The sequence below is a fragment of the Streptomyces sp. NPDC111516 genome (assembly GCF_055635345.1).
In genome coordinates, this window is sequence record NZ_JBVKBV010000003.1 from 101,360 (window position 1) to 124,145 (window position 22,786).

Annotated in this window: 22 protein-coding genes; 2 read left to right on the forward strand and 20 right to left on the reverse strand. The window is 69.3% G+C overall.

The genetic code is table 11. From position 1 onward, the window contains the following. Nucleotides 1-18: 18 nt before the first annotated feature. From ACZ7L9_RS08450 to ACZ7L9_RS08525, 16 genes are all read right to left on the reverse strand, one after another. A complete protein-coding gene (locus tag ACZ7L9_RS08450) occupies nucleotides 19-816 on the reverse strand; it encodes a VOC family protein (RefSeq protein ID WP_471413661.1) in 798 nt (265 codons plus the stop codon). 345 nt (nucleotides 817-1,161) lie between these two features. After that, complete coding sequence (locus ACZ7L9_RS08455) at nucleotides 1,162-2,112, reverse strand: ion transporter (RefSeq protein WP_471413662.1); 951 nt, start codon at nucleotides 2,110-2,112, stop codon at nucleotides 1,162-1,164. Nucleotides 2,113-2,290: 178 nt separating this feature from the next. Beyond that, a complete protein-coding gene (locus ACZ7L9_RS08460) occupies nucleotides 2,291-2,848 on the reverse strand; it encodes a CAP domain-containing protein (protein WP_471413664.1) in 558 nt (185 codons plus the stop codon). 382 nt (nucleotides 2,849-3,230) lie between these two features. Then, complete coding sequence (locus ACZ7L9_RS08465; protein WP_471413665.1) at nucleotides 3,231-4,055, reverse strand: enoyl-CoA hydratase/isomerase family protein; 825 nt, start codon at nucleotides 4,053-4,055, stop codon at nucleotides 3,231-3,233. After that, nucleotides 4,052-5,182: a cytochrome P450 gene (locus tag ACZ7L9_RS08470; RefSeq protein ID WP_471413666.1), complete on the reverse strand. Its 1,131-nt coding sequence runs from the start codon at nucleotides 5,180-5,182 to the stop codon at nucleotides 4,052-4,054. Before ACZ7L9_RS08470 ends, ACZ7L9_RS08465 begins: the two co-directional genes overlap by 4 nt. Before the next feature lie 325 nt (nucleotides 5,183-5,507). After that, the gene (locus ACZ7L9_RS08475; protein WP_471413668.1) at nucleotides 5,508-6,899 is read right to left on the reverse strand and encodes a cytochrome P450 family protein; all 1,392 of its coding nucleotides are present in this window, start codon (nucleotides 6,897-6,899) and stop codon (nucleotides 5,508-5,510) included. A 190-nt stretch (nucleotides 6,900-7,089) separates the two neighbouring features. Beyond that, a complete protein-coding gene (locus ACZ7L9_RS08480; RefSeq protein WP_471413669.1) occupies nucleotides 7,090-7,680 on the reverse strand; it encodes a GTP-binding protein in 591 nt (196 codons plus the stop codon). Next, nucleotides 7,655-8,029 carry a DUF742 domain-containing protein gene (locus ACZ7L9_RS08485; RefSeq protein ID WP_266747226.1) on the reverse strand — a complete coding sequence of 125 codons (375 nt, stop codon included), beginning with the start codon at nucleotides 8,027-8,029 and terminating at the stop codon, nucleotides 7,655-7,657. The genes ACZ7L9_RS08480 and ACZ7L9_RS08485 overlap by 26 nt, the downstream gene beginning before the upstream one ends. Then, a complete protein-coding gene (locus tag ACZ7L9_RS08490) occupies nucleotides 8,026-8,430 on the reverse strand; it encodes a roadblock/LC7 domain-containing protein (protein ID WP_471413672.1) in 405 nt (134 codons plus the stop codon). The genes ACZ7L9_RS08485 and ACZ7L9_RS08490 overlap by 4 nt, the downstream gene beginning before the upstream one ends. Further along, nucleotides 8,427-9,665 (reverse strand): ATP-binding protein, encoded by a 1,239-nt coding sequence (locus tag ACZ7L9_RS08495; protein WP_471413673.1) that lies wholly within the window; start codon nucleotides 9,663-9,665, stop codon nucleotides 8,427-8,429. The genes ACZ7L9_RS08490 and ACZ7L9_RS08495 overlap by 4 nt, the downstream gene beginning before the upstream one ends. 456 nt (nucleotides 9,666-10,121) lie before the next feature. Then, nucleotides 10,122-11,021, reverse strand: a complete 900-nt coding sequence (locus ACZ7L9_RS08500; protein WP_471413675.1) for an SCO2400 family protein — start codon at nucleotides 11,019-11,021, stop codon at nucleotides 10,122-10,124. A gap of 226 nt (nucleotides 11,022-11,247) precedes the next feature. Beyond that, nucleotides 11,248-12,081: a L,D-transpeptidase family protein gene (locus ACZ7L9_RS08505; RefSeq protein ID WP_471413676.1), complete on the reverse strand. Its 834-nt coding sequence runs from the start codon at nucleotides 12,079-12,081 to the stop codon at nucleotides 11,248-11,250. Nucleotides 12,082-12,434: 353 nt separating this feature from the next. Then, on the reverse strand, nucleotides 12,435-13,103 hold the full coding sequence (locus tag ACZ7L9_RS08510; protein ID WP_471413678.1) for a class I SAM-dependent methyltransferase: 669 nt from the start codon (nucleotides 13,101-13,103) through the stop codon (nucleotides 12,435-12,437). Nucleotides 13,104-13,143: 40 nt separating this feature from the next. Further along, a complete protein-coding gene (locus ACZ7L9_RS08515; RefSeq protein WP_471413680.1) occupies nucleotides 13,144-13,869 on the reverse strand; it encodes a dienelactone hydrolase family protein in 726 nt (241 codons plus the stop codon). A gap of 92 nt (nucleotides 13,870-13,961) precedes the next feature. Next, nucleotides 13,962-14,159 carry a DUF397 domain-containing protein gene (locus ACZ7L9_RS08520; protein ID WP_471413682.1) on the reverse strand — a complete coding sequence of 66 codons (198 nt, stop codon included), beginning with the start codon at nucleotides 14,157-14,159 and terminating at the stop codon, nucleotides 13,962-13,964. A gap of 11 nt (nucleotides 14,160-14,170) precedes the next feature. Beyond that, complete coding sequence (locus tag ACZ7L9_RS08525) at nucleotides 14,171-15,034, reverse strand: helix-turn-helix domain-containing protein (protein ID WP_471413684.1); 864 nt, start codon at nucleotides 15,032-15,034, stop codon at nucleotides 14,171-14,173. 204 nt (nucleotides 15,035-15,238) lie between these two features. Between ACZ7L9_RS08525 and ACZ7L9_RS08530 the strand changes: the two genes are divergently transcribed. Beyond that, nucleotides 15,239-15,658: an ATP-binding protein gene (locus ACZ7L9_RS08530; RefSeq protein WP_471413686.1), complete on the forward strand. Its 420-nt coding sequence runs from the start codon at nucleotides 15,239-15,241 to the stop codon at nucleotides 15,656-15,658. Nucleotides 15,659-15,796: 138 nt separating this feature from the next. Here the strand turns inward: ACZ7L9_RS08530 and aspS are convergent, their stop codons facing one another. Further along, entirely contained in the window at nucleotides 15,797-17,581 is a 1,785-nt protein-coding gene (gene aspS / locus ACZ7L9_RS08535; RefSeq protein ID WP_471413688.1) for an aspartate--tRNA ligase, read from the reverse strand. A gap of 195 nt (nucleotides 17,582-17,776) precedes the next feature. On the opposite strand from aspS, the gene ACZ7L9_RS08540 reads away from it, so the two are divergent. Then, nucleotides 17,777-19,867, forward strand: coding sequence for an ATP-binding SpoIIE family protein phosphatase (locus ACZ7L9_RS08540; RefSeq protein WP_471413690.1), 2,091 nt, complete (start codon nucleotides 17,777-17,779; stop codon nucleotides 19,865-19,867). A gap of 105 nt (nucleotides 19,868-19,972) precedes the next feature. Here ACZ7L9_RS08540 and ACZ7L9_RS08545 read toward each other — a convergent pair whose 3' ends face one another. The 3 genes from ACZ7L9_RS08545 to ACZ7L9_RS08555 form a co-directional block, all read right to left on the reverse strand. Continuing rightward, nucleotides 19,973-21,052 carry an AI-2E family transporter gene (locus ACZ7L9_RS08545; protein ID WP_471413692.1) on the reverse strand — a complete coding sequence of 360 codons (1,080 nt, stop codon included), beginning with the start codon at nucleotides 21,050-21,052 and terminating at the stop codon, nucleotides 19,973-19,975. A gap of 82 nt (nucleotides 21,053-21,134) precedes the next feature. Then, nucleotides 21,135-22,091 (reverse strand): pirin family protein, encoded by a 957-nt coding sequence (locus ACZ7L9_RS08550; RefSeq protein ID WP_471413693.1) that lies wholly within the window; start codon nucleotides 22,089-22,091, stop codon nucleotides 21,135-21,137. Nucleotides 22,092-22,240: 149 nt separating this feature from the next. Further along, complete coding sequence (locus ACZ7L9_RS08555; RefSeq protein ID WP_072487501.1) at nucleotides 22,241-22,681, reverse strand: SseB family protein; 441 nt, start codon at nucleotides 22,679-22,681, stop codon at nucleotides 22,241-22,243. Between the last annotated feature and the right edge of the window lie 105 nt (nucleotides 22,682-22,786).

The following is a 22,786-nucleotide window of genomic DNA, read 5'->3' on the forward strand; positions in this document are numbered from 1 at the left end:
ACGTGGCACCGGACCACGTCAGGACACCGGGGACGTCCTGGGCACCTCGCCCTCGGTCGTGTTGACGTCGATCACGGAGAACGCCGCGCCCTGCGGGTCCGTCAGTGCGGCGAAGCGGCCGAATGGAATGGTCATCGGGCCGAACCGCAGGATCGCGCCGCGCTCGGTGGCCTTCGCGACGGCCGCATCGCAGTCCGGGACGGTGAAGTACACATTCATGTACGGCGGCACCTCGGGCGGGAATTCGTCGCCCATCTTCATCCGCCCCATGACCGTCTTGTCGCCGAGGTTGTACATCCTGAAGTCGACGTGCTCGTCCTCCATCTTCACCACGCTGTACGGGAAGACGGCGGGGAAGAACGCGTCGGACTTCTCGGGCTCCCGGGTGAACACCTCGGCCCAGCAGTAAGCACCGGGCACGCCCTGGGCCTCGAAGCCCTCATGGGCGCCCGCCTGCCACACGCCGAAGGTGACACCGCTGGGGTCGCGGGCCAGCAGCATCGTGCCGAACTCGCCGACCTCCATGGGGTCCATCAGCGTCTCGCCGCCGTTCTCACGGATCTTCGCGGCGGTGGCGGCGGCGTTGGGCGAGGCGAGGTAGAGACACCAGGACGGCTGTCCCTCCTGGCCGGGCATCGGGGGCACGACGGCGGCGACCGCCTTGCCGTTGGCGTACGCCTGCGTGTAGTCGCCGAACTCCGCCGAGGACTCGCCGAACGTCCAGCCCAGCACATCACCGTAGAAGCTCTTCGCGCCGTCGAGATCGGGGAACATCGCGTCGGCCCAGCACGGGGTGCCCTCCGGTTGTACAGCCATGACGTCGACTCCTTCGTCTTCTTCGTACTCGCGTGTACTCGTGCTCGGTGGGTGGTACGGCCTTTCACGCTAGCCAGCCCACCGGTTCCCCGCGCGCCGGACGCGGGCCGCCACACCGACGGCGTACGCGGTACGCGCCCCGTACCCCGGCAGTCACAGAAGACGCCGAGCTCCCGCGCCACGGTGGGGCACCCGGGTGAGTGAGCCCTCAGGCACCCCTCGCGCCGGGAGGATGCCGGCGAAGGCCGCCGGTTCGGGAAGAGCGTCGGCCTCCCCCGGCGAAAGGCCGCCTCTGACCCGGTGAGGCCGTGGGTCGCTGCCGCCGACACGAGGGCGAGGAGGGGCCTACGTACCGGACTCCCCGACCGCCACGAGTTCCCCTTCTCCCTCACCCGCGCCTCGGCAGCCGCACGAGTGCCGGGTCTCCGCGAGGTTCGCCTCGATGGAGTCCAGGGCCCGGCGAGCGGCGTCGATCTGCGCCCGGAGCGCCTCGGCGGTGTCGGCGGCAGGCAGCCGGGGGCCTGGAGGCGTCGCGTCCCGCGCGCTCTCCTCCAGCTCGCGTTCCTTCTCCAGCTCGCGTGCTTCTTCGAGGGAGTTGATGACGACGCCGATGAGGAGGTTGACGAGCAGGAAGGAGCCGAGCAGGACGAACGACGCGAAGTAGAGGATCGTCCAGCGGGAGATTTCCAGGGCCGCGCGGACCGCGTCCCCGAGGCCGTCGAGAGTGATGAGGAGGAAGAGGGTGAGCGCGGCGCGGCCGAGCGAACCGAAGCGCTCGGGATTGTCGCCGGCGAAGAAGACCCAGCCGACCATGGCGTACACGTAGAGCAGGAGCGCCCCGACGAGCAGAAAGCTCAACGTGCCGGGGAGGCTCTTGCCCACCGCGACGATCACGATGCGCAACTGGGGCAGGAACCTCGCGGCGCGCAGCACCCGGGCCAGCCGCAGGAGCCGGAGCACCGTCGCGTTCTCGCGGGCGAACGGCAGGAAGGCCAGGGCGACGACGAGTACGTCGAACACGTTCCAGGGGTCGCGGAAGAAGTCCCGGGGCCGGTCGGCGTGGGCCGCGGCGCGGAGCAGGATCTCCGCGGTGAACGCGGCGAGAAAGGTGTGCTCCGCGACCTTGAGGACGTCGTGCCACTGCTGCACGACGCCGCTGTACGTCTCGACTCCCAGCAGCGCCGCGTTGGTCACGATGAGGCAGAACACGGTGCCGGCGAAGGCCGAGGAGTCCACGACGTGGCGGCTGCGTACGGCGATCTCACGCCGTAAGTGAGCGGCGACCTGTTCGGACATGGTGTGATTCGTTTCCTCGCAGAAGTTCGGTCCCCCGCAGACCGGTTGCCGCTCGCCAACAGAAGTGGATCTTAAACGCACCGGGCGCCGAGGGCGGGCCGCCGGCAGAGAACGAGAAGCCTGTGAGCTCCTCCTACGCGTAGCCGTGGCCTCACCCGGCTGTGACCGAGCGGGGTGTTCACCGGGCCGATCCGAAGTCCTGCGTCCAGTAGTTGCCGGGCTGGGCGACGCCCACGCCGATCTCCTTGAACGAACAGTCGAGGATGTTGCGCCTGTGACCGGGGCTGTTCATCCAGCCCGCCACGACCTCCTCGGGGGTGGCGTAGCCGTGGGCGACGTTCTCGCCGTACGCCCTCCAGTCGTAACCGGCGCCCGTGATGCGGTCGCCCGCGACCGATCCGTCGGAGCTCGTGTGGGACATGTTGCGGTGGGACGCCATGTCCGCGCTGTGGGCCCGGGCCGCCTTCGTCAGCTTCCTGTTCCTGGTCAGCGGCGAGCACCCGGCCTCGGCGCGTGCGCGGTTGACGAGCGTCAGTACGCGGGCGGCGGCATGGGACGCCGGAGCCGCGGGCTTCGGGACGCTCCCCTGTGCGGTGTGGGGCCACCACGCCCCCACAGGGGGCTGGTCCTGGGGGGCGTAGGAGGCCATGGCGGCGGAGGGCACGCCCACGGCGACGACGGCGACGACGGCGACGGTGATCTTCCGGTAGGACGTCTTCCTGCGGTGCTTCCTCATGCGTGACCTCGCTCGATAGTCGCGGAGCGGCCCCGCGGTCGTCGTTCCCGGAACGGCTTCCGGAACGGCTTCCGGAACGGGCAACAAGCGGAAGTACTGCCCGGGTCCGTACGACCGGACGGGTGGGCGGGAGTGCCCGGCGGGGCGCATGCCGACGAACGTAGCGCGCGCATACCTGCGCAAAGGCGGACAGACATCACCATGCCGTCCAGGTGGCGGCTACTCATCAGTGTTTTGAGTGGCAAAAAGCTCTGCGGCCGATGTCACCGGCCGGTTGCGCAACCCCGGCTCCGGCGTCTTCGGTGCGGGGCGGACGGTCCGGCCTCGCACACATACCGCGTCCGGACCACCACCCCGGCACCCACCACGTCCTCGACCGCCTCTAACGCACCGGTACGGCCCCTGCGCCCGTCCCACCGGCGTCGCGGGTCCGGCGGGCCGCGGCCGCGACGGTGGCCATCAGCTCCGCGTCCAGGACGGACGGGTCGGCCAGCCGCGTCGAGGCGGCGTACGAGTTGAGCAGGGCCTTCGTGACGCGCAGGGCCGCCTCGGGGCGGCGCACGATGGGCTTGGCCCACGCGTCGACCGCCGCGTCGAGCTCGTCCTCGGGCACGACGCGCTGGAGGACCGACAGCTCGTACGCCTCCGCCGCCTTGAACGGGCGCCCGGTCAGAATCAGTTCGCGCACCCGAGCGGCGCCGACCTCGTGGAGCAGGCGCGGCAGCATTCCGCCCCAGGCGGTGGGCAGGCCGAGTGCCAGTTCCGGCAGCCGGAATCCGGCGGTGTCGGCGCCGACGCGCAGATCACAGGCGAGGGCCAGCGCCATGCCCGCGCCGATCGCCTTGCCCTGGACCCTGGCGATGGTGACCGCCTGGCTGGTGGTGATCGCCTCGCAGACGCGGCGGCCCTTCTCGGCCGCGATGCGGATGCCCCGCCCGGTGGGGTCCTCGTCGAGCCAGTCGACGAACTCGTTGCGGTCCCCGCCCAGCGAGAAGTGCTCGCCGGCTCCGCTGAGCACCACCACCCGGACATCGGGGTCCGGCACGGTCAGGATCGCCAGCAGGTCGTCCAGCATCGCCTCGGTGACCGCGTTGCCGGTGTCGGGGCTGTTCAGCTCCACGCGCAGGATGCCGTCCTCCCGCGCGGTGCGTATGGGGCTCGGTGCCGCCCGGTACGGCGACAGGTACTCGGTGAGGGAAAACTTCATATCGCTACATTCATCGAGGTCACACGTCTGAATACCAGACGGGACGCATAGCTGGGCGCCGTCACGGCGCGCAGGGTGGGGAAACGTTTCAGGAGCTGGGCCAGGAGCGTACGTGCCTCCAGACGGGCGAGAGCCGCGCCCAGGCAGTAGTGCACACCGCCCCCGAAGGTGAGGTTGGTGCCGGTGCGCGTGATGTCGAAGGCGTCCGGGTCCTCGTTGCGCCGGGGGTCGTGGTTGGCGGCGCCGAACACGACGTGGACCATGGTGTCCTTCGCGATCGGCACGCCCGCCAGGACCGTGTCGTCGGCGGCGACCCGCGTGTTGATCTGGATCGGCGGGTCGTAGCGGAGAACTTCGTCGACGGCCGCGTCGATGTATCCGGGGTGCTCCTGGAGCCACTCCCACCGACCGGGCTCCGCCAGCAGCAAGCCCACCATGGCCGACAGCAGCGTCGCGGTGGTCTCCAGCGAGGCGATGGTGACGAACATGGTCAGACGGTAGAGGATCTCGTCCGCCGCCTCGCGGTCGGGCGCCATCGCGTCCCAGGTGTGTATCCAGCCGGTCACGACATCGTTGCCGGGGTTCGCGCGGCGCTGCTTCACCATCTCGGTGAAGTACGCGCGTAGATGCAGGGTCGCTTCTTCGGATACGGCGAGTTCGCTCTTGGTGGGCAGCAGTTCCTGGGCGTGCACCTGGTTGTGGGTGATCTCCAGGATGTGGGCGTAGTCCTCGGGCGGGATGCCCAGCCAGGTGCCGATGGTGCTGATCGGGAGCTGCTCGCTGACCGTACTGACGAAGTCGGCCTCGCCCCAGCGCAGTTTCTCGGCGAGCTCGTCGAGAAGGCGGCTGACGTGCTCCTCGATCTGCGGGGTCAGCCGCTCGATGGTGGAGCGGTCGAAGAGGTTGCCGAGGCTGCGGCGCTGGCAGGTGTGCTCGGGCGCGTTGAGGCGCGCGAGCGTCTTGGTCATCTCCTGGGTGGCGATGGCGTCCCACTGTCTGGCGTCCTCCTGGCGTTCCTGCCAGGCAAAGTCCGGTGCCAGCCAGTTGCGGCCGCGAAGCACCTCGTTGCACGCGTCGAAACCGGTGACGAAGTACGCGTCCCAAGGAGCGCGTACGACGTCTCCCATGGATCTCAGCTCCCCCAGAAGGGCGTAGGGATCAGCCTGCCCCTCCGGTGATTTGAGACGCCTCAGGAGGGAAATGAGGGCACGCCGGTCGACGGTAGGCCGGTCCGTGCCACATATAGCACTCACGCAGAGTTCCTTGCCTTGGGCTCATGGTTACGGCCAGAACCTACCCCTCCGCATATATCCGCCAAGCGTCGATCTTTGTTGCTCCTGTCACAGGGAAATGTGTCGCTGACCCCTTGTCATATGCCGACCGGCCATCAACCTTCCTTGTTGCAAAGGAGAGTTATGCGTACATGCCGTGAATTCCGGTCGCCGGACCGCGTCACACGCGGAACACGTCCAGGAAGGAACTCCACCAGCCCTTCGTCTTCTTCTGCGGCTCCGTCTGCTCGTACCGCGCGGCGGGAACCTCCTCAAGGGCGCCGGCACGGGACGAAACCGGCGACTGGGTCGCCGCCTTCGCTGCTTGGCGGGCCGGACTCGGGCTGAACCGGACCGGCAGCGACACCAGGGCCCGGTGGAACGGTCCCGGCCGCCATTCGACCCCGGAGGCGGGAACGGCGAGGGTGAGGTCCGGCACGGAGTTGAGGATCTTCTCGATCGCGGTGAGGGCGATGAGCTGCGCAGGGGACTTCGCCGGGCAGACGTGCGGACCCGCACCCCAGGCCAGATGGGCGCCCTTGCTCAGGGTCTGGCGGGCATCGGTGAGCGCGGGATCGCTGTTCGCGGCGGCGAAACTGATCAGTACGGGGGTGTCCGCCTTCAGCGTCACGCCGCCGAGGTCGATGTCCTGGACCGGGTAGTGCGCCGCGTAGTTGGCGATCGGCGGGTTGTTCCACAGCACGTCGTCGAGGGCATCCTCGACGAGCAGCCCGGTACCTCGCCGCTGCGAATTCCCGGTGTCCTCGGACAGCAGGAGGAGCAGCGCGTTGGCTATGAGGTTGCGTTCCGGCTCGATGCCCGCGCCCATCAGCATGACGAGCTGGTCCTTGAGCTCCTCGTCCCGCAGGCCCGCCGGGTGCTGGATGAGCCAGGAGGTGATGTCCTCGCCGGGCTGGCGCCGCTTGAGCGCGACGAGTTCCATCAGGCACTCGGTCAGCTCTGCGTTGGCCCGCAGTACGTCCTCGCCGTCGAAGATCGCGGACATGCTGCGGGTCAGCCGGTCGCCGATCTCACCGGGGCAGCCGAAGAGCTGGTTGAAGAGCAGCAGCGGCAGCAGCTTGGCGTAGTCGCCCAGCAGGTCGGCGGAGCCGCGTTCGATGAACTGGTCGATGAGGTAGTCGGCGATGCGCTCGACGTCCCGGCTGAGACGGGTGGTGTTGAGGCGGCCGAGGCTCTCGGTGACCGCCTTGCGCAGCCGCAGATGTTCGGTGCCGTCCGTGAACAGGCAGTTGGGCCGGTACACCATCATGGGCAGCACCGGACTGTCGAGCGGTACGCGCCCCTCCCGCAGTGCCGCCCACCGCCGCGAGTCCCGGGCGAAGTAGGAGGGGTTCTGCAGGACCCGGAGCGCGGCCTCGTGCTGCACGATGAGGGTGGCCTCCACGCCGGGGGCCAGCTCGATCGGAGCGGCGAGCCCGTGCGCCCGGAACTCGTCGTACACACGCTGCGGATCGGACGCGAACTCCGGCCCGTAGAGCGACGTCTGGCGCTCACCGCGCATCGGGCACCCGGTAGGTGCGCTGTACGGGTTGGCTCCCGGCTGAGAGTCCATGTGTGATTCCTCGGTGTGATCGCGGGCCTCGCAGGACCCGGACGGCGGACGGAGAACGGGGATCGGGCCACCCTCCCCGTTCGTACCCGCGGACGGAGAACGAGGATCGGGCGACCCTGTACGTACGTGCCGGCGGCCGGCGAATGAGGGTCGGGCCACCCGTACCGGAGGACGGCGGGCGGAGCAGGGGTCAGGCCACCCGTGCGAGCAGGTGCTGGACCAGGGTGATCAGGGCCTGCGCGGACGACTTCTCGTCCCGGGCGTCGCAGTACACCACCGGGGTGTCCGGCAGCAGGTCGAGCGCCTCGCGCAACTCCTCCTCGGCATGCCGGGAGTACGGGTCGAAGCTGTTGACCGCGACCGCGTACTCCAGCCCGTACGTCTCGACCAGGTCGATCACCGGGAAGGTGTCGGAGAGACGGGCCGGGTCGACCAGGAGCAGCGCACCGAGCGAACCCCGCGCCATGTCCTCCCACAGCTCGACGAAGCGCTGCTGGCCCGGCGTACCGAACAGGTACAGCACCAGCTCGTCGCTCAGTGTCAGACGGCCGAAGTCCAGCGCGACCGTCGTGGTCACCTTGTCCGGTGCGCCGCGCAGATCGTCGATGTGCGCGCCGGCCTGCGTCATCCGCTCCTCGGTGCGCAGCGGAGTGATCTCGGAGAGGGTGCCGATGAGCGTCGTCTTGCCCACGGCGAAGTGTCCGACGACGAGGATCTTCGCCGCACGCTGTACCGCGTCCGGCACATAGATGCTCTCAGCCGAACCGGACGTGGAGTCCATGCAACACCTCTTCGAGGATCTTCCTGTCAACGAGCTGAGCCGGCGGTGGCGCCTTGCGGCGTATCAGGTGACCTTGTTCCGTTAAATCGTTCAGCAGCAGCCGCGCCACTCCGACGGGCAGCTCCAGATGGCCCGCGACCTCGGCCACCGACAGATAGCCGCCGGAACACAGGTCCCAGATCGCCCGGACCTCGGGGCTCGGGTTCGGGGGCCGCTGCCGATCGGGGGCGATCATGACCAGAGTGACGAGGGAGAGACCCTCCGCGTCGGGCAGGCCCCGACCGCCGGTGATGACGTAGGACCGGACGAACCCGCTGCTGACCGCCTGCTCCTCGCCGGGCGTCGTCATGCTTCGCTTCCAACGTTCTGGCGGAGCGGCGTGGTCATCGCCTTCCCCAGCGCGGTGACCTGCTGCTGCATACGGAAGGACATGGCCTCCATGTCCACGTCGGCTGCGGCGGCCGCCGCCAAGTAGGCGCCGGTGCCTGCGGCGATCAGGAAGATCCAGCCGTGCTCGTACTCAAGGAGGGTCTGCCGCCAGCGGCCGGGGGTCTGGGTGCCGATGAAGGGGGCGACGGCCCGGCTCAGCGACTGCATGGAGCTCATCGCCGCTGCCACGGTCTCCGCGTCGTCCCGGCCGATCTGGCTGGAGTTGGCCAGTAGCAGGCCGTCGGCGGAGACGAGGATCGCGTGCCGCGCACCGGGTACCTGGAGCACATCGTTGAGCACCCAGGACAGATCGGGGTTCACTGGATCTCGGGTCCTTCCATCGTCGTCATGTCACGTCCGGACCGGGTTCCGCGCTGGAAGGCGCCCAGGCGGGAGGCGGTGTCCTCGTTGCTGCGCACCGGCCCGGGGTCGGTCGACGGCACCACGGACACCGGACTCTTGCGACGACGCTTGGGCAGGCCGCCGGCGGTGGTGAAGGACGCCGCGGGCTGCGAAGCGGGGGCCGGCTGTGCGGCCGGGGGGAACAGCGGGGTCGGAGCCGGCGCGGGCGCCTGGCGGTAGGGAAGCGCCGCCACGTCCGCGTCGCGGCCACCGGCGGCCGCGGGGGCCACGGGGGCCGGGGGCGCGGGCGCGTCGCCGGTGAGAAGCTCGTCGGGCAGGAGAACCACCGCGCGTACGCCTCCATAAGGGGATACGGAGTCCACCGAGACCTTGAACCCGTAGCGGGCGGCCAGCACGCCGGAGACGGCGAATCCGAACTGTGGGGGAATGCCCAGGCTGGAGACGCTGATCGCGGCCTGGGGTGCGAGGAGAGCCGCGGCGCGGTCCTTCTCCTCCTGGCCCATGCCGAGGCCCGCGTCGTCGATGATGAGGCAGACGCCCTTCGGGACAGCCTGGATGTTGATCTCCACCGGGGTGCCGGGGGCGGAGTAGTTGGTGGCATTGGCGAGCAGCTCGGCGAGGACGACCGCAACCGGTTCCACGGCCTTGCTGACGACGGAGAAGTTGACCTGCCCGTTGACCCGGACCCGGTCGAACTGCCGGATACGGCCCTGGGCGCTGCGCGCCACGTCGAAGACGGACGCCACGGTCTCCCGGCGTCCGAGCCAGCCGCCGCACAGCACCGCGATGCCCTGCGCCCGGCGGCCGAACTGGCTGTTGGCGTGGTCGATGGCCATCAGGTCGGCGAGCATGCCGGGGTCGTCGCCGTACTTGTTCTGGGCGTTCACGACGACCACCTGCTGCTCGTCCGCGAGTCCTTGGAGGGTGCGCACGGCCGCCTTGAGGACGGCCTTGGTCTCCTCTTCCGCGTCCTTGCGGACCTCGGCCATTTCAGCGGCCTGGCGGTGCAGCAGACCGGTGTGGGCGACGTGGAGCTCGTCCCGATGCCGTTGCAGCGCGTCCCGCTCCTCCCGTAGCCGGGAGTTCTGTCTGCGAAGCCCGATATTGGTCTTACGAGCCCGCAGGACGGCACCGACAGCGACCAGTGCTACGACAACCAGCGCCCAGAGGAGCAGGCCCTGTGCAAATGTCATGAGACTCACTTCAAGTGCCATGGCTGGAAAACGGCTTGACGCTTCCTCATGTGCTGTGCAAGCCAGGCTCATTGAGCCACAGCATGGGTCACGCGGGGAAGGCCCCTCCGAAAGCGGGGCCGAGGAATTCATCCCTGCCGGAATGCCCCCATATGCCATCAGCCCACTGGAAGTAAGATGATCTTAGCATCGGCTCGTCGGGTAAATGTCAAGACCGACACGCCAGTTGCACTCTTGACGCGGAATGTTCACATCCGGGGTGCGGATCCGCCGCTCACAGGTGCGCGCCGGGGGGCCGGCTCGGGCGTACCGCAGCGGTGAGCGCCGAAGGCACACACATATATACCGGCTGTGCTCGCGGAGTGCGACGGCACCGCCCGGCCGCAGAGGTGCGGACGGGCGGTGCGCGTTTCCGTCAGGGCGAGCAGACGCCGGCGTGCGACGGCAACGGGGCAATCAGCCGATGCACAGGACGATCAGACACACCTGCTTCTGCTTCGGCGATTTCGGCTCGGCCGCCGACGTTTCCGGCAAGGGGTTCACAGTCGATGTGTCCACGCCGGTCCGCGCGGCGGAAGCGGGCGCGGTCGTCTCTGGGACTGCGGCCGGGGCGGGGGCCGGGGCTGAGGCGGCGGCGTTGTCGACGTGCGTCACCTTGGGTGACTCGGGTGCGGTGTGCCGCGTCGTGCTCGTGGTCGCGGGGGGTTGGGCCGCGGCGGCGGCCGTCGGCTGCCGGTTCGTCCGCACAGTGGAAGGCGTGGCGACGGTGACCTTCCGATGCCGGCCCGTTGTCATGGACGGATGAGAGCCGCGATGCCCCGAAGCCACCCCGGTGTCCGGTTGCTCCGATACCGAGTCGGTGGTCGCCGTCCGTGGCACCGCCGTAACCGGGTCCGGCGGTGAGGCTGCGTGCGTGTGGCCGGCGGAAGGCCTGGTGGTCGGCATCGCAGCAACGGTCAGACCGCCACCGACTAGGGCAACGGCCGTTGCAGCCAAGGCGCGACGCCGGTGCTTCTTCCAACGTGCCAGCTGCCGACGCCGAGCCGCCCGGCCCTGACCGGTGGGGACGGCACCTTCGAAACCGCTGAGTGGTTCAGTGCCCGATGTGGTGCCCGATGCGGTGTCCGCTGCTTCGGGCACCACGTCCTCGAATGCACCGCTACCCGCCCATGCCGCCTCGGAGGGATGAATGCCGAGGTAGGACCCCGGAGCAGGGACCTCCCCCGTCGTTGCCATGGTGGCGACCGTGCCGTGGAGGCGTTGGGCAGGTGGGGCGATGTCCGGAGCGTATGCGCCGCACCCTGGACACACGAGTGCTCCATTGAGATTCCGGCGGCACGTGGAGCAGTAGTCCATCTGGGATCTTCCTGTGCTGACTGCGCCGCCGTGGACCGGCGACCTGTTTCACGTTCGCACGCGGGGTCGAGCGGCCAGTAACGCTAACGGCACCCGGCGAACGTGGTGCGCAGGCCTTGTGGCGCTCCTGCGAAGATTCACTGACGGTGACATGCCATATCCCGGACATGTCGTCACGAATGCCGGGATGAGACTTCGGGCTACGAGGTGATCTTCGTGTTCCCGTTCACCGCTCCAGCGCCTCCGCGTCCCCCATCACGACGACCGGCTTCTTCTCCGGGTCGAGGAGGCGGAGCAGTTCCCTCATCCGGTCCTTGGGGAGCGAAATGCAGCCCTGGGTCGGACCGCCGTGGTCCACATGGATCCAGATGCCGCCACCGCGTTCCTGGCCGAGCGGGCGTTCCGGGTCCAGGGGGGAGGTGCCGGGGACCCGGTTGTAGTCGACGGCGACGACATAGTCGAAGGAACCCTCCAGGGCCTCCCCTTCGAACCCTTCACCGCTCACGGCGAACTCCGGGCGCTGCTCGTACGGGAACGCGGTCTCCGGGGGTTCGAAGCGGCCACCCGCGGCCGTCAGCCCGTAGACCCCCACCGGGGAGCGGAAGTCACCCTCCCGGTGATCGTCGGTCCAGCCGTTCAGGGCATTGTGGGCCGGCCAGCGGTCCGTGGCCGCGCGCCAGCCCACGGTGGGATCGTCGCGGGTGTAGAGGACCGCGGTGGACAGGCTGGAGTCGTAGGAATCGCCCGTGATGACGAGCGCCTGCCGGGAGTCCGCCGGGATCTCGCCCGTGGTGCGCAGCCCCAGCGCGGGGATCCCACGGGGATGGAGGCGCGGCGCGTACGGACCGGGGGCGGCCCGCCCCCGATCCCCCGCGGCCGGAGGACCAGCGACACCGGCGGAAGCCGTGGCCGCCGCCCGGACCTCGTGGCTACCGGCGGCGGTCTCGGAGGTATCACCGCAGGCGGTGAGCAGCAGAATCGTTCCTGCACACGTTCCGGCGCAGACGGCGTACGGGGGACGCCGCCGGGCGGCCGATGGACGGGTCGCGGACACGGGCACTCCTCAGCGGTCGTGGGTGAAGACGGCACAGGCGGGGCTCCCCGTCACGTTTCGTCCCGCCGAACCCAGTTAACGCCGCGTCGCCGATGCGCGAATCCGCACGTGGGCCATACGGCTGTACCGTCCGCCCGACACGCGCACGGATGGGCCCCGGAACCATGTCGGTCGTGTAGGTTCCGGGCCCCTTCCCCTCCGGGGGAGGACGGAGGCCTGAGGACAGGTCAGAGATCCGTGCCGGTCGCGGTCGCCGCGCCGACTGCTGCCCGCCGGAGCAGCACCTTCGACCGGTGCCGCAACCGTCCGGAGGAACCTTGCCCGGCACGAGACCCTGTGCCGCTTCCGACGCCTGATCCTCAGCCGGGTTGCTTGGCCATGACGACCAGAGCCGGCCCGCTTTGCTCATCCGCAGGGAGCCGAAGTTCGGCGACCGGGCGCAGTCCAGCCTGCTCGATCAGGTCCACGAGTTGTTCCGGCCGCCATTTGTGTGTCGTCCAACGAACGGGTACGCCTCCGTAGGCCTCGGTGCGCACCGCGTCTTCGTCGCCGACGTGTGTTGCGGTGATGAAGTGTCCGCCTGGCTTCAACGCGCGCGCGAACAGGGCGAGAACCTGAGGAAGGACGTCACGGGGGAGGTTGAACAGTGACCACCACCCGAGCACCCCGCCGAGGGACGCTTCACCGAGGTCGAGGTCGGTGGCAGAGGCGACGCTGAAGCGGCATTGCGGATGAAGACGGCGCGCGTTCTCGATCATGCGAGGAGAGAGATCCACCCCGGACACGTCGAGTCCGCGTTCGGCAAGGTAGGCGGTCACCGTTCCGGGTCCGCAGCCGACGTCGAGAACAGGCCCGAGCTCGCTCACGGTGTCGGCGAAGGCGTCGATCGATGCCTTGAGCCATGGATGCCTACGGATGTCGCCGACTCCCGTCGTCACCACCATGTGGGCGTAGTTGTCGGCCACCCGGTCATAGGACTCACGTACCACGTCGAGATCGTCCGGGCGGTCAATATGGTGTGTGCGCATCAGCCAACGATAGGACTGTGCAACGGCGTTGGCCGCCAGATCACTCCGTTACGGGCAGGCACTCGGCAAGCAGCTCGACGATGTCGCGCCAGGCCCGCTGCGCGTGCTGCGGGTGGTAGCCGACGCCGGGGAGCACGGTGTGGTCGACCGGTGGGTGGTGGAAGGCGTGCAGGGCTCCGCCGTAGACCACGAGGCGCCAGTCGATGCCCGCGGCCTGCATCTCGGCGGTGAACGCGTCCCGTTGCGCGGGCGGCATGATCGGGTCTTGCGACCCGACCCCGGCCCACACCGGGCAGCGAATGCGTGCCGCCTCGCCCGGTCGGCCCGTGGTCAGTGCGTTGACCGTCCCGATCGCGCGCAGGTTGACGCCGTCGCGCCCGAGTTCCAGCCCGATTGCGCCCCCGGTGCCGTAGCCGACGGCGGCGATCCGGTCGGGGTCGGCCCGCGGTTCGGCGCGCAGCACGTCGAGCGCCGCGTGGCCGATGCCCCGCATCCGGTCGGGGTCGGCGAGCAGCGGCATGCAACGGGCCAGCATCTCCTCGGGGTCGCCCAAATAGCGCCCGCCGTGGAGGTCAAAGGCCAATGCCACGTATCCCAGCTCAGCCAGGGCATCGGCTCGGCGGCGCTCGACGTCGCTGAGCCCCATCCCCTCGGGCCCGACCAGGACTGCGGGCCGGCGGTCGACACCGGCCGGGAGCGCGAGGTGCCCGATCATCGTCAGGCCGTCGGCCGGGTACTCGACCGTGCGCGTTGTGACCGTCGTCATGAGACTGGACCGTAGTGGTCGTCGAGCCCGGTCGGGCCGGTGTTCACCGCTGGCAGAACAGCGCGGGTGTGCGTCTGGAATGCTGCCGGATGTCACGCCCCGCGGAGCCGCCCGCCCTTCACACCCCGAAAGAACCGGGCCAGTTGCTCCGGGGTGAGCGCCAGCTCCGTACCCAGGTCGTCGCTCTCGCGTAGCCGTATGCGGCCTTCGCCGAGGGCCAGTTCGACGCAATTGGACGAATCGCCCCCGCCGGAGAACGAGGACTTTTGCCACACGACGTCCTTTGTCATGCCGGGACCTTTCACATGCTCCGCACAAGGCGACGAATGAAGTCCCTCGACTCTATGACGCCCAACGAGACCGTCTCCAGCTTGCGCACGACCTCGCGGTACCGGCAGAGCTGTGCCTGCGCGTCCAGCAATGCACCGCCGTGCGGGGTGTCCATGAGAACGGTATCGAGCGACGGCACTGGCCCACCCGCGTACACCAGCGGGTCGCCCATTCCCGCGAACCCGTCCAGATCGAATGGAATGACCCGCACCGTCACATGCGGCAGTTCGGACTGCTCCAGGATGCGCAGAAGCTGACCTCGTGCGACCTTGCTGTCGGCGACCCTGATCCGCAGAGCGGCTTCGTGAATCACCGCTTCGTAATGGCCCATTCGCCCCTCGGCAAGAGCCTCCTGCCGCCTCAGCCGGAACCGCATGCGTACCGCGAGTTCCTCCTCGGACAGTGCCGGCACCGTCGCGGCAAAGATGGCCCGGACCTGCTGCTCCGTCTGCAACAGCCCCGGCACATGCACGGTCTCGAAGTTCTTCACCCAGGTGGCATGGTGCTCAAGCTCGGCCAGGTCCAGGTACCCGGAGGGCACCTGTTCCCGGTATTCCTCCCACCATCCGCGTACGCGCTCGACAGCCATGCCTGCCAGGGCATCGATCAGCGCGGCGTCGTCACACGCGTACTGGTTGGCCAGGTGGCGCACGCGTTCAGCACTGACACCGACCCTGCCCGCCTCCATGCTGGACATCTTGCTCTCGGCCATGCCCATGGCCCTTGCGGCATCACGACCGGTCAGACCTGCCCGCTCCCGAAGCTTGCGCAGCTCAGCCCCCAACCGTTCCTGGCGTGCCGTGATGACGCTCCTACCGGGCATGTTGCCTCCCATTCAGGCGAGTTGACCGTATGAGTATCACAGTCACGCTTGACTGGGGGAAAGCTTTACCCCTACCTTCAGTGACGTGCCGCACACACTGCGAAACGCCGGGACCCCGGAAGCGCACCGCCCCGCCCTGCCATGACGGGTACGACATGCCACCGCCCGCAAACCGCCGCGCCCCACAACCACTCACGCACCAAACGGAGTTCCCGTATGCCGAACTCGCCTGTGAGCACCGATGCCCCCTGGGAGTACACGCTCTACATCCCCCACGACGCCCGCGCGGTCACGGTCTCCCGCCGGACCCTGCGTCTGATCCTCACCCTGCACGACCTGCTCCCCCTCTCCGAGACGGCCGAACTCGTCGCCACCGAACTGGTGGGCAACGCGGTACGCCACACCAAGGGTCCGGCCGCCTTACGTCTGCGCTGGGCGGGCCGCGTACTGCGCATCGGCGTCTGGGACGCGGACCCGACGCCACCCGCGCCGCCGCTCCACCCTTCCGCGGAAGCCGACAGCGGACGCGGCCTCGACCTGATCCGCAACTGCACGGACGGCTGGGGCTGGTATCCACTCAGCAGCACCGGCGATTCCGGAAAGTTCGTCTGGTGCGAGCTACTGGCCGCCGCCTGAATGGTGACGCTCGGGGGGCCGTCGTCGCGTCACTCCCGTACCACCACGGCGTAACAGCGAACGTCCCCCGACCGAACCCGGCCGGGGGACGTTTCACGTGGAACCAGGAGAAGAGGATCCAGGAGAAATAACGGGCGGCTACTTCTCCGTCTTGTCCTTCGCCGTCGCGGCCGGCTTGCGGAGCTGGATGTTCAGCTCGCGCAGGCGGGACTCGTCCAGCTCCGTCGGGGCGCCCATCATCAGGTCCTGGGCGTTGCCGTTGAGCGGGAAGGCGATCGTTTCGCGGATGTTGGGCTCGTCGGCCAGCAGCATCACGATGCGGTCGACGCCCGGGGCGATGCCGCCGTGCGGCGGGGCGCCGAGGCGGAAGGCGCGGAGCATGCCCGCGAACTCGTGCTCGACGGTCTCCCGGTCGTAGCCAGCGATCTCGAACGCCTTGAGCATGACGTCGGGCTCGTGGTTACGGATGGCGCCGGAGGACAGCTCGATGCCGTTGCAGACGATGTCGTACTGCCAGGCGAGGATGTCGAGGGGGTCCTTCTCCTCCAGGTCCTTCATGCCGCCCTGGGGCATCGAGAAGGGGTTGTGGGAGAAGTCGATCTTGCCGGTGTCCTCGTCCTTCTCGTACATCGGGAAGTCGACGACCCAGCAGAACCGGAAGACGCCCTCCTCGAAGTGGCCGGCGCGCTTGGCGGCCTCGACGCGGACTGCGGACATGATCTTCGAGACCTCGTCGAACTCGCCCGCGCCGAAGAAGACCGCGTGGCCGGGGACGAGGGACAGACGCTCGGTGAGGGTCTTGATGTCGGTCTCGGTGAGGAACTTGGCGATCGGGCCGGTGAGGCCGCCGTCCTCGCCGACGCGGACCCAGGCCAGGCCCTTGGCGCCGTGCTGGACGGCGTAGTCGCCGAGGCCGTCGAAGAACTTCCGGGACTGGCCGGCGGTGTCCGGGACCGGGAGGGCGCGGACGTGCTTGCCGGCGAACGCCTTGAACTCCGAGTCGGCGAAGATGTCGGAGATGTCGACCAGTTCCAGCTGGGCGCGCAGGTCCGGCTTGTCGTTGCCGTACTTCAGCATCGCCTCGCGGAACGGGATGCGCGGGAACGGCGAGGTGACGTGGCGGCCGTTGCCGAACTCCTCGAAGAGCTCGGTCATCAGCTTCTCGATCGGCTGGAAGACGTCTTCCTGCTCGACGAACGAGAGCTCGACGTCGAGCTGGTAGAACTCGCCGGGCGAACGGTCGGCGCGGGCGTCCTCGTCGCGGAAGCACGGCGCGATCTGGAAGTAGCGGTCGAAGCCGGAGATCATCAGCAGCTGCTTGAACTGCTGCGGGGCCTGCGGCAGGGCGTAGAACTTGCCCGGGTTCAGGCGGGACGGGACGACGAAGTCGCGGGCGCCCTCGGGAGAGGTCGCGGTGAGGATCGGGGTCGCCAGCTCGTTGAAGCCGAGAGCCACCATCTTGGCGCGGATGGAGGCGATGACGGCCGAGCGCAGCATGATGTTGCGGTGCATGCGCTCGCGGCGCAGGTCGAGGAACCGGTACTCCAGGCGCCGCTCCTCGTTGACCCCGTCTTCGGCGTTGATCGTGAACGGCAGCGGGGCGGCCTCGCCCAGCACCTCGACCTCGGTGACCTCGATCTCGATCTCGCCGGTCGGGAGCTCCGGGTTCACGTTGTCGGCGCCGCGCGCGGAGACCTTGCCGTCGATCCGTACGACGGTCTCCTTGGTGAGCTTCGCCAGGGCCTCGTTGCCGGGGGTGCCGGGGCGGGCGACGAGCTGCACCAGACCGTAGTGGTCGCGCAGATCGATGAAGAGGATGCCGCCCAGGTCTCGGCGATTGTGCAGCCAGCCGCTCAGCCGGACGTCGGTGCCGACGTCAGAGGCGCGGAGCTCGCCGCAGGTGTGGGACCTGTACCGATGCATTCTCGTTCATCCAGTCTTCGCGGTTCGGGGTGGATTCAGCCTCCCCAGGCTACCGCCCGCACCCGTACCAAATCATTGACATTGACATTTCAAGATCATCCGGCACCGGGCGGACGGGCGGCGGACCGTACCTGGAGGGGGCCGGACCGCCGTCCTCGGTGGCGTTCGCGGAGCAGATCTTCTTAAAGTGGGGCAATGCGCACCGAGGACGTCCTGGCCGCGACCGCCACCGGTCTGTGGCGCTGGGACAACGCGGCCGGGACCGTCACGCTCGATGCGGAGGCGGCCCGGCTGCTCGAGCTGCCCGCCGCGGCCGGTGTCTTCCGCGAGTCCGCGGTGCGTTCCCGCTTCCATCCGGTCGACTGGAACGAGATCTACGGTGTGGTGAATCTCGCGGTCGCCGAGCGCACCCTCGCCGAGGCCCGGCTGCGGATCGTGGACGGACACGGCCGGGTGCTGCGTACCGTACGCAGCCGTTCCAAGCCGCTCCCGGCCGTGCAGCCGGACGGCACGGACTACGTGCTGGTCGGCACCCTTCAGGAGGTCGCCGAGCCCCAGCCAGGCACCACCGGCGCGCACACCCGCATCACCGGGGACTGGCGCCGCTCCCGCGAGGCGTTCCTGCTGGACGCCGGCCGGGCGCTGGCCGAGGCCCGGTCCACCGCGGAGGTGCTGCGGGTCGCCGCCTCGCTCTCCATGCCGGGGTTCTCGCCCGACGGCCTGGCGGTCTTCGGCATCGCGGGCGACCACCTGACGGTCATCGGGCACCACGGGCAGAACATGGACGACGAGGGCCCGTCCAACGACATGCCGCTGGAGACCGACTATCCGGCCGCCGAGGTCATACGGACGGGGCAGGCGATCTATCTGCCCTCGCCCGAGGAGTACCGCCGCCGCTACCCGGCCACCTGGCCGCTCGCCGGCCGGTTCGGACGCCGCTCCTGGGCCTTTCTGCCACTGATCGTGGCCGGGCGGACCATGGGCGCCTGGATGGCGGGGTTCCGGCATCCGGTGTCCTTCTCGCCGGAGGAGCGTTCCGTGCTGACGACCGTGGCCCGGATGCTCGCGCAGGCGCTGACCCGTGCCGGGGTCGCCGAGACCGAGCGGGAGCTGTCGCTGGGGCTGCAGCGCTCGATGATGCCGTCCCTCGGGCCCGGGGTCCCGGGGATGACGGTCGCCGCCCGCTACATCCCGACCGGCGGCGGGCTCCAGGTCGGGGGCGACTGGTACGACATGATCCCGCTCCCCAACGGCCGTATCGCCCTCGTCATCGGCGACGTCCAGGGCCACGACGTGCGCGCCGCGGGTCTGATGGGGCAGCTGCGGATCGCCCTGCGCGCGTACGCCTCCGAAGGGCACCGCCCGGACGCGGTGCTCTCCCGCGCGTCCCGGTTCCTGTCCGGGCTCACCGACGCGTACGAGGACGGGGCGGAGACCGGGCCGCGCTTCGCGACCTGTCTGTACGCGGAGGCCGACCCGGAGACCGGCACCCTGGAGATCGCCCGGGCCGGCCACCCCGAACCGGTGGTGATGACCGCCGACGGGACCGCGTTGATCCGCCGGACCGAGGGCGGGCTGCCGCTCGGCGTCGAGGCGGACGCCGACTACCCGACGACCAGATTCACCCTGGAGGCCGGAGAAACGATCATGCTCTGCACGGACGGGCTGATCGAGACCGGCGGCCATGACATGTGGACCGGCTGGATCCGGCTGCGGCCGGTCCTGGAAGGGGAAACGGCCGATCTGGAGAAACTCGCCGACGCCCTCGTCCAGGCCGTGCACGGGCCGACGTCGCACTACACGACGGGGCCGCTGGCGGACCGCCGCGAGGACGACATCGCGGTGCTGCTGCTGCGGCGCGACGGGGGGACGCCGACGGATACGGCGCTGCGGCGCACCGCGCTGACCATCGCGCAGGCCGAGCCGGAGCGGATCTCGGCGGCCCGGCAGCAGCTGCGGGAGCTGCTGCACGACTGGGCGGATCCGGAACAGGTCGACGCGGCGGTGCTGATGTTCTCCGAGATGGCCACCAATGTCCTCGTCCACACGGACGGGGACGCCCTGATGGTCGCCCGCGCGACGGGGGAGCTCGGCGAGCGGCGGCTGCGGGTGGAAGTGGCGGACGCCAGCGACGAGCTGCCGCACAGGCGGCGGCCCGGGGAGATGGCCTCCAGCGGGCGGGGGCTGGTGCTGATGGAGATGCTCGCCGACGCGTGGGGGGTGGATCCGCGAGGGTCGGGGAAGTCGATCTGGTTCGAGCTGTACGAGTCGGAGGCGGGAGGCTGAGAGCCGGGTCGTCGGGCTCGGGCTCTCCGGGTGAACGGTTCCGTCCTCGAACGACGGTCGGGCCGGCCCGGGTCGCCGTGGTCCGGGAAGGGGCCGGCCGCCCCGTCAGACGTCGGACGGGCCGGAAGGCCGAACGCCGGACGGGCCGGGACGCTCTCCGCGCAGTTCGCCGAGGATGCCGAAGGCCGCCGCGCAGGCCGGCACCGCGAGCAGCATGCCCAGCAGGCCCGCCACGCTGGCGCCCGCGGTGATCGCGATCATGATGGTGGCCGGGTGCATCTGGACCGTACGGCTCTGAATCATCGGCTGCAGGACGTGGCCCTCCAGCACCTGTACGGCGAGCACGACCCCCAGTGCCCAGAGCGCGATCACGAATCCCCGGTCGGCGAGCGCGACGAGCACCGCGACCGCGCCCGAGATGAACGCCCCGAGGTAGGGGATGTAGGCGCCGACGAGGACCAGCGCACCGAGCCCCACCGCGCCCGGCACCCTCAGGATCAGCAGGCCCACGGTGATGCACACCGCGTCGATCAGTGCGATGAACGTGGTGCCGCGCATGAAGCCCTGCACGGCTTCGAAGGCCCGCCGCCCCATGGCCTCGACCAGGTCCCCGGTACCGCGCGGGGCCACCGAGTGGGCGAGGCCCACGGCCTTGTCGGAATCGCGCAGGAAGAAGAAGGTCAGCAGGAGGGCGAGGATGCTGGTCGCGATCAGCGAGCCGATCAGGCTGATCCCGGAGAGGAGCCCGCCCGCGGCGCTCGCGCCGAACTTCTGGACGATTTTCTGGGCGTTCGCGGCGAGCTCGTTCACATTGGTCTGCCTGCTGATGCCGAAGTGGTCGACGACCCACTGCCCGGCGTCCTTCAGCGAGCGGAGGATCTGGTCGCCGGTGTCGACGAGCGCGGTGACGACGATGTAACCGGCGCCGCCGACCACCGCGACGAGCAGGGCGCAGGTGAGCCCCGCGGCCAGCGAACGGTTCATTCCGCGGGCGGTCAGCCGGCGGTGGACCGGTCCGAGCAGCGCCGTACCGAGCAGCGCGAGCAGCACGGGCGTGACCGCGGTCTTGAAGATGACGCACAGCCAGACGGCAACCGCGGCGACCCCGGTGACGAGGAGAACAACACCGCACCAGGCGGCCGTACGTCGCGCGCCGTCGGGCAGGAGGGGTTTGGGGGTCTGCACCCTCCCACCCGATCACGGCGCGGGGCGATAATCCGCTTGCACCGCCGTACGTGTGTGGATCGTCACACGTCGGCGGCAGATGTCACATCCCGTGCACGGCGGGCACCGTACCGAGTCGGCCGGCCTGGAAGTCCTCGAAGGCCTGCTTCAGTTCGGCCTGGCTGTTCATCACGAACGGCCCGTAGTGCGCCATCGGCTCGCGGATCGGACGGCCGCCGAGCAGGACGACCTCCAGGTCCGGGGTGTTGCCGTCCTGCTTCTCGTCCGCGCGGACGGTCAGCGAGGAACCGGCGCCGAAGACCGCGGTCTGCCCCATGTGGACGGGGCGGTGCTCCGCGCCGACGGTGCCGCGCCCGGCGAGGACGTACGCGAGTCCGTTGAAGTCCTCGCGCCAGGGCAGGGTCATTTCGGCGCCGGGACGGACGGTGGCGTGGATCATCGTGATCGGGGTGTGCGTGATGCCGGGGCCCTCGTGCCCGTCGAGCTCACCGGCGATGACGCGGAGCAGCGCGCCGCCGTCCGGGGAGGACAGGAGCTGGACCTGGCCGCCGCGGATGTCCTGATAGCGGGGGTCCATCATCTTGTCGGCCTTGGGCAGGTTCACCCAGAGCTGGAGGCCGTGGAAGAGACCGCCCGACATCACGAGGGACTCCGGCGGGGCCTCGATGTGGAGGAGGCCGGACCCGGCCGTCATCCACTGGGTGTCGCCATTGGTGATGGTGCCGCCACCGCCGTTGGAGTCCTGGTGGTCGAAGGTGCCGTCGATGATGTAGGTGACGGTCTCGAAGCCGCGGTGGGGGTGCCACGGGGTCCCTTTCGGCTCCCCGGGCTGATACTCCACCTCGCCCATCTGGTCCATCATGATGAACGGGTCGAGGTACTTGTAGTTGATCCCGGCGAACGCGCGGCGAACCGGGAAGCCCTCGCCCTCGAATCCGCTCGGCGCCGTGGTGACGGCGAGCACGGGACGGGCCGTGGCGTCGCCCGAGGCGGCGACCTTGGGCAGGGTCAGCGGGTTTTCGACGGTCACTGCGGGCATGGGAGCCACCTCCGGGATTGTCCTGAGTTCAATTTAGTTGAATGGTGAACATCCTGCAAGGCGGCATCCATTCCCGCACCCCGGCCACCACGACGAGAAGGGGCCCGTACCTGGCGGTACGGGCCCCTTCTCGAACGAAGAACCGGACGTCAGCCGTACATACGGCGCATCGCGAAGTCGACCATCTGCTCCACGGCCTTGGCGTCGAAGACCATGCGGTGCTCGCCCTCCATGTCGAGGACGAAGCCGTAGCCGGTCGGCAGCAGGTCGATCACCTCGGCCCCGGTGATCACGAAGTACTTGGACTCCTTGCCCGCGTACAGCCGAAGCTCCTTGAGCGTGGTGAACATCGGGATCACCGGCTGCTGGGTGTTGTGCAGCGCGAGGAATCCGGGGTTGTCGCCGCGCGGGCAGTAGACCTTCGACGTCGCGAAGATCTGCTGGAAGTCCTCGGCGGACAGCGAGCCGGTCGTGAAGGCCCGTACCGCGTCCCCCAGGGACGGCGGCGAGGGCTCGGGATACAGCGGCTGCTCGCCGTAGCCGCCACCCATCTGCTGCTGTGCGCCGGGGTTCTGGTCGTAGCCGTACATGCCGCAAAGAGTAATCGGACACATCAGGCCCTTGAGGGGTTGCGTCTTATTACTGACGGGTAGCATCATCGGAGAGGTCAGCTGATATACGCACCACCAGCTCGT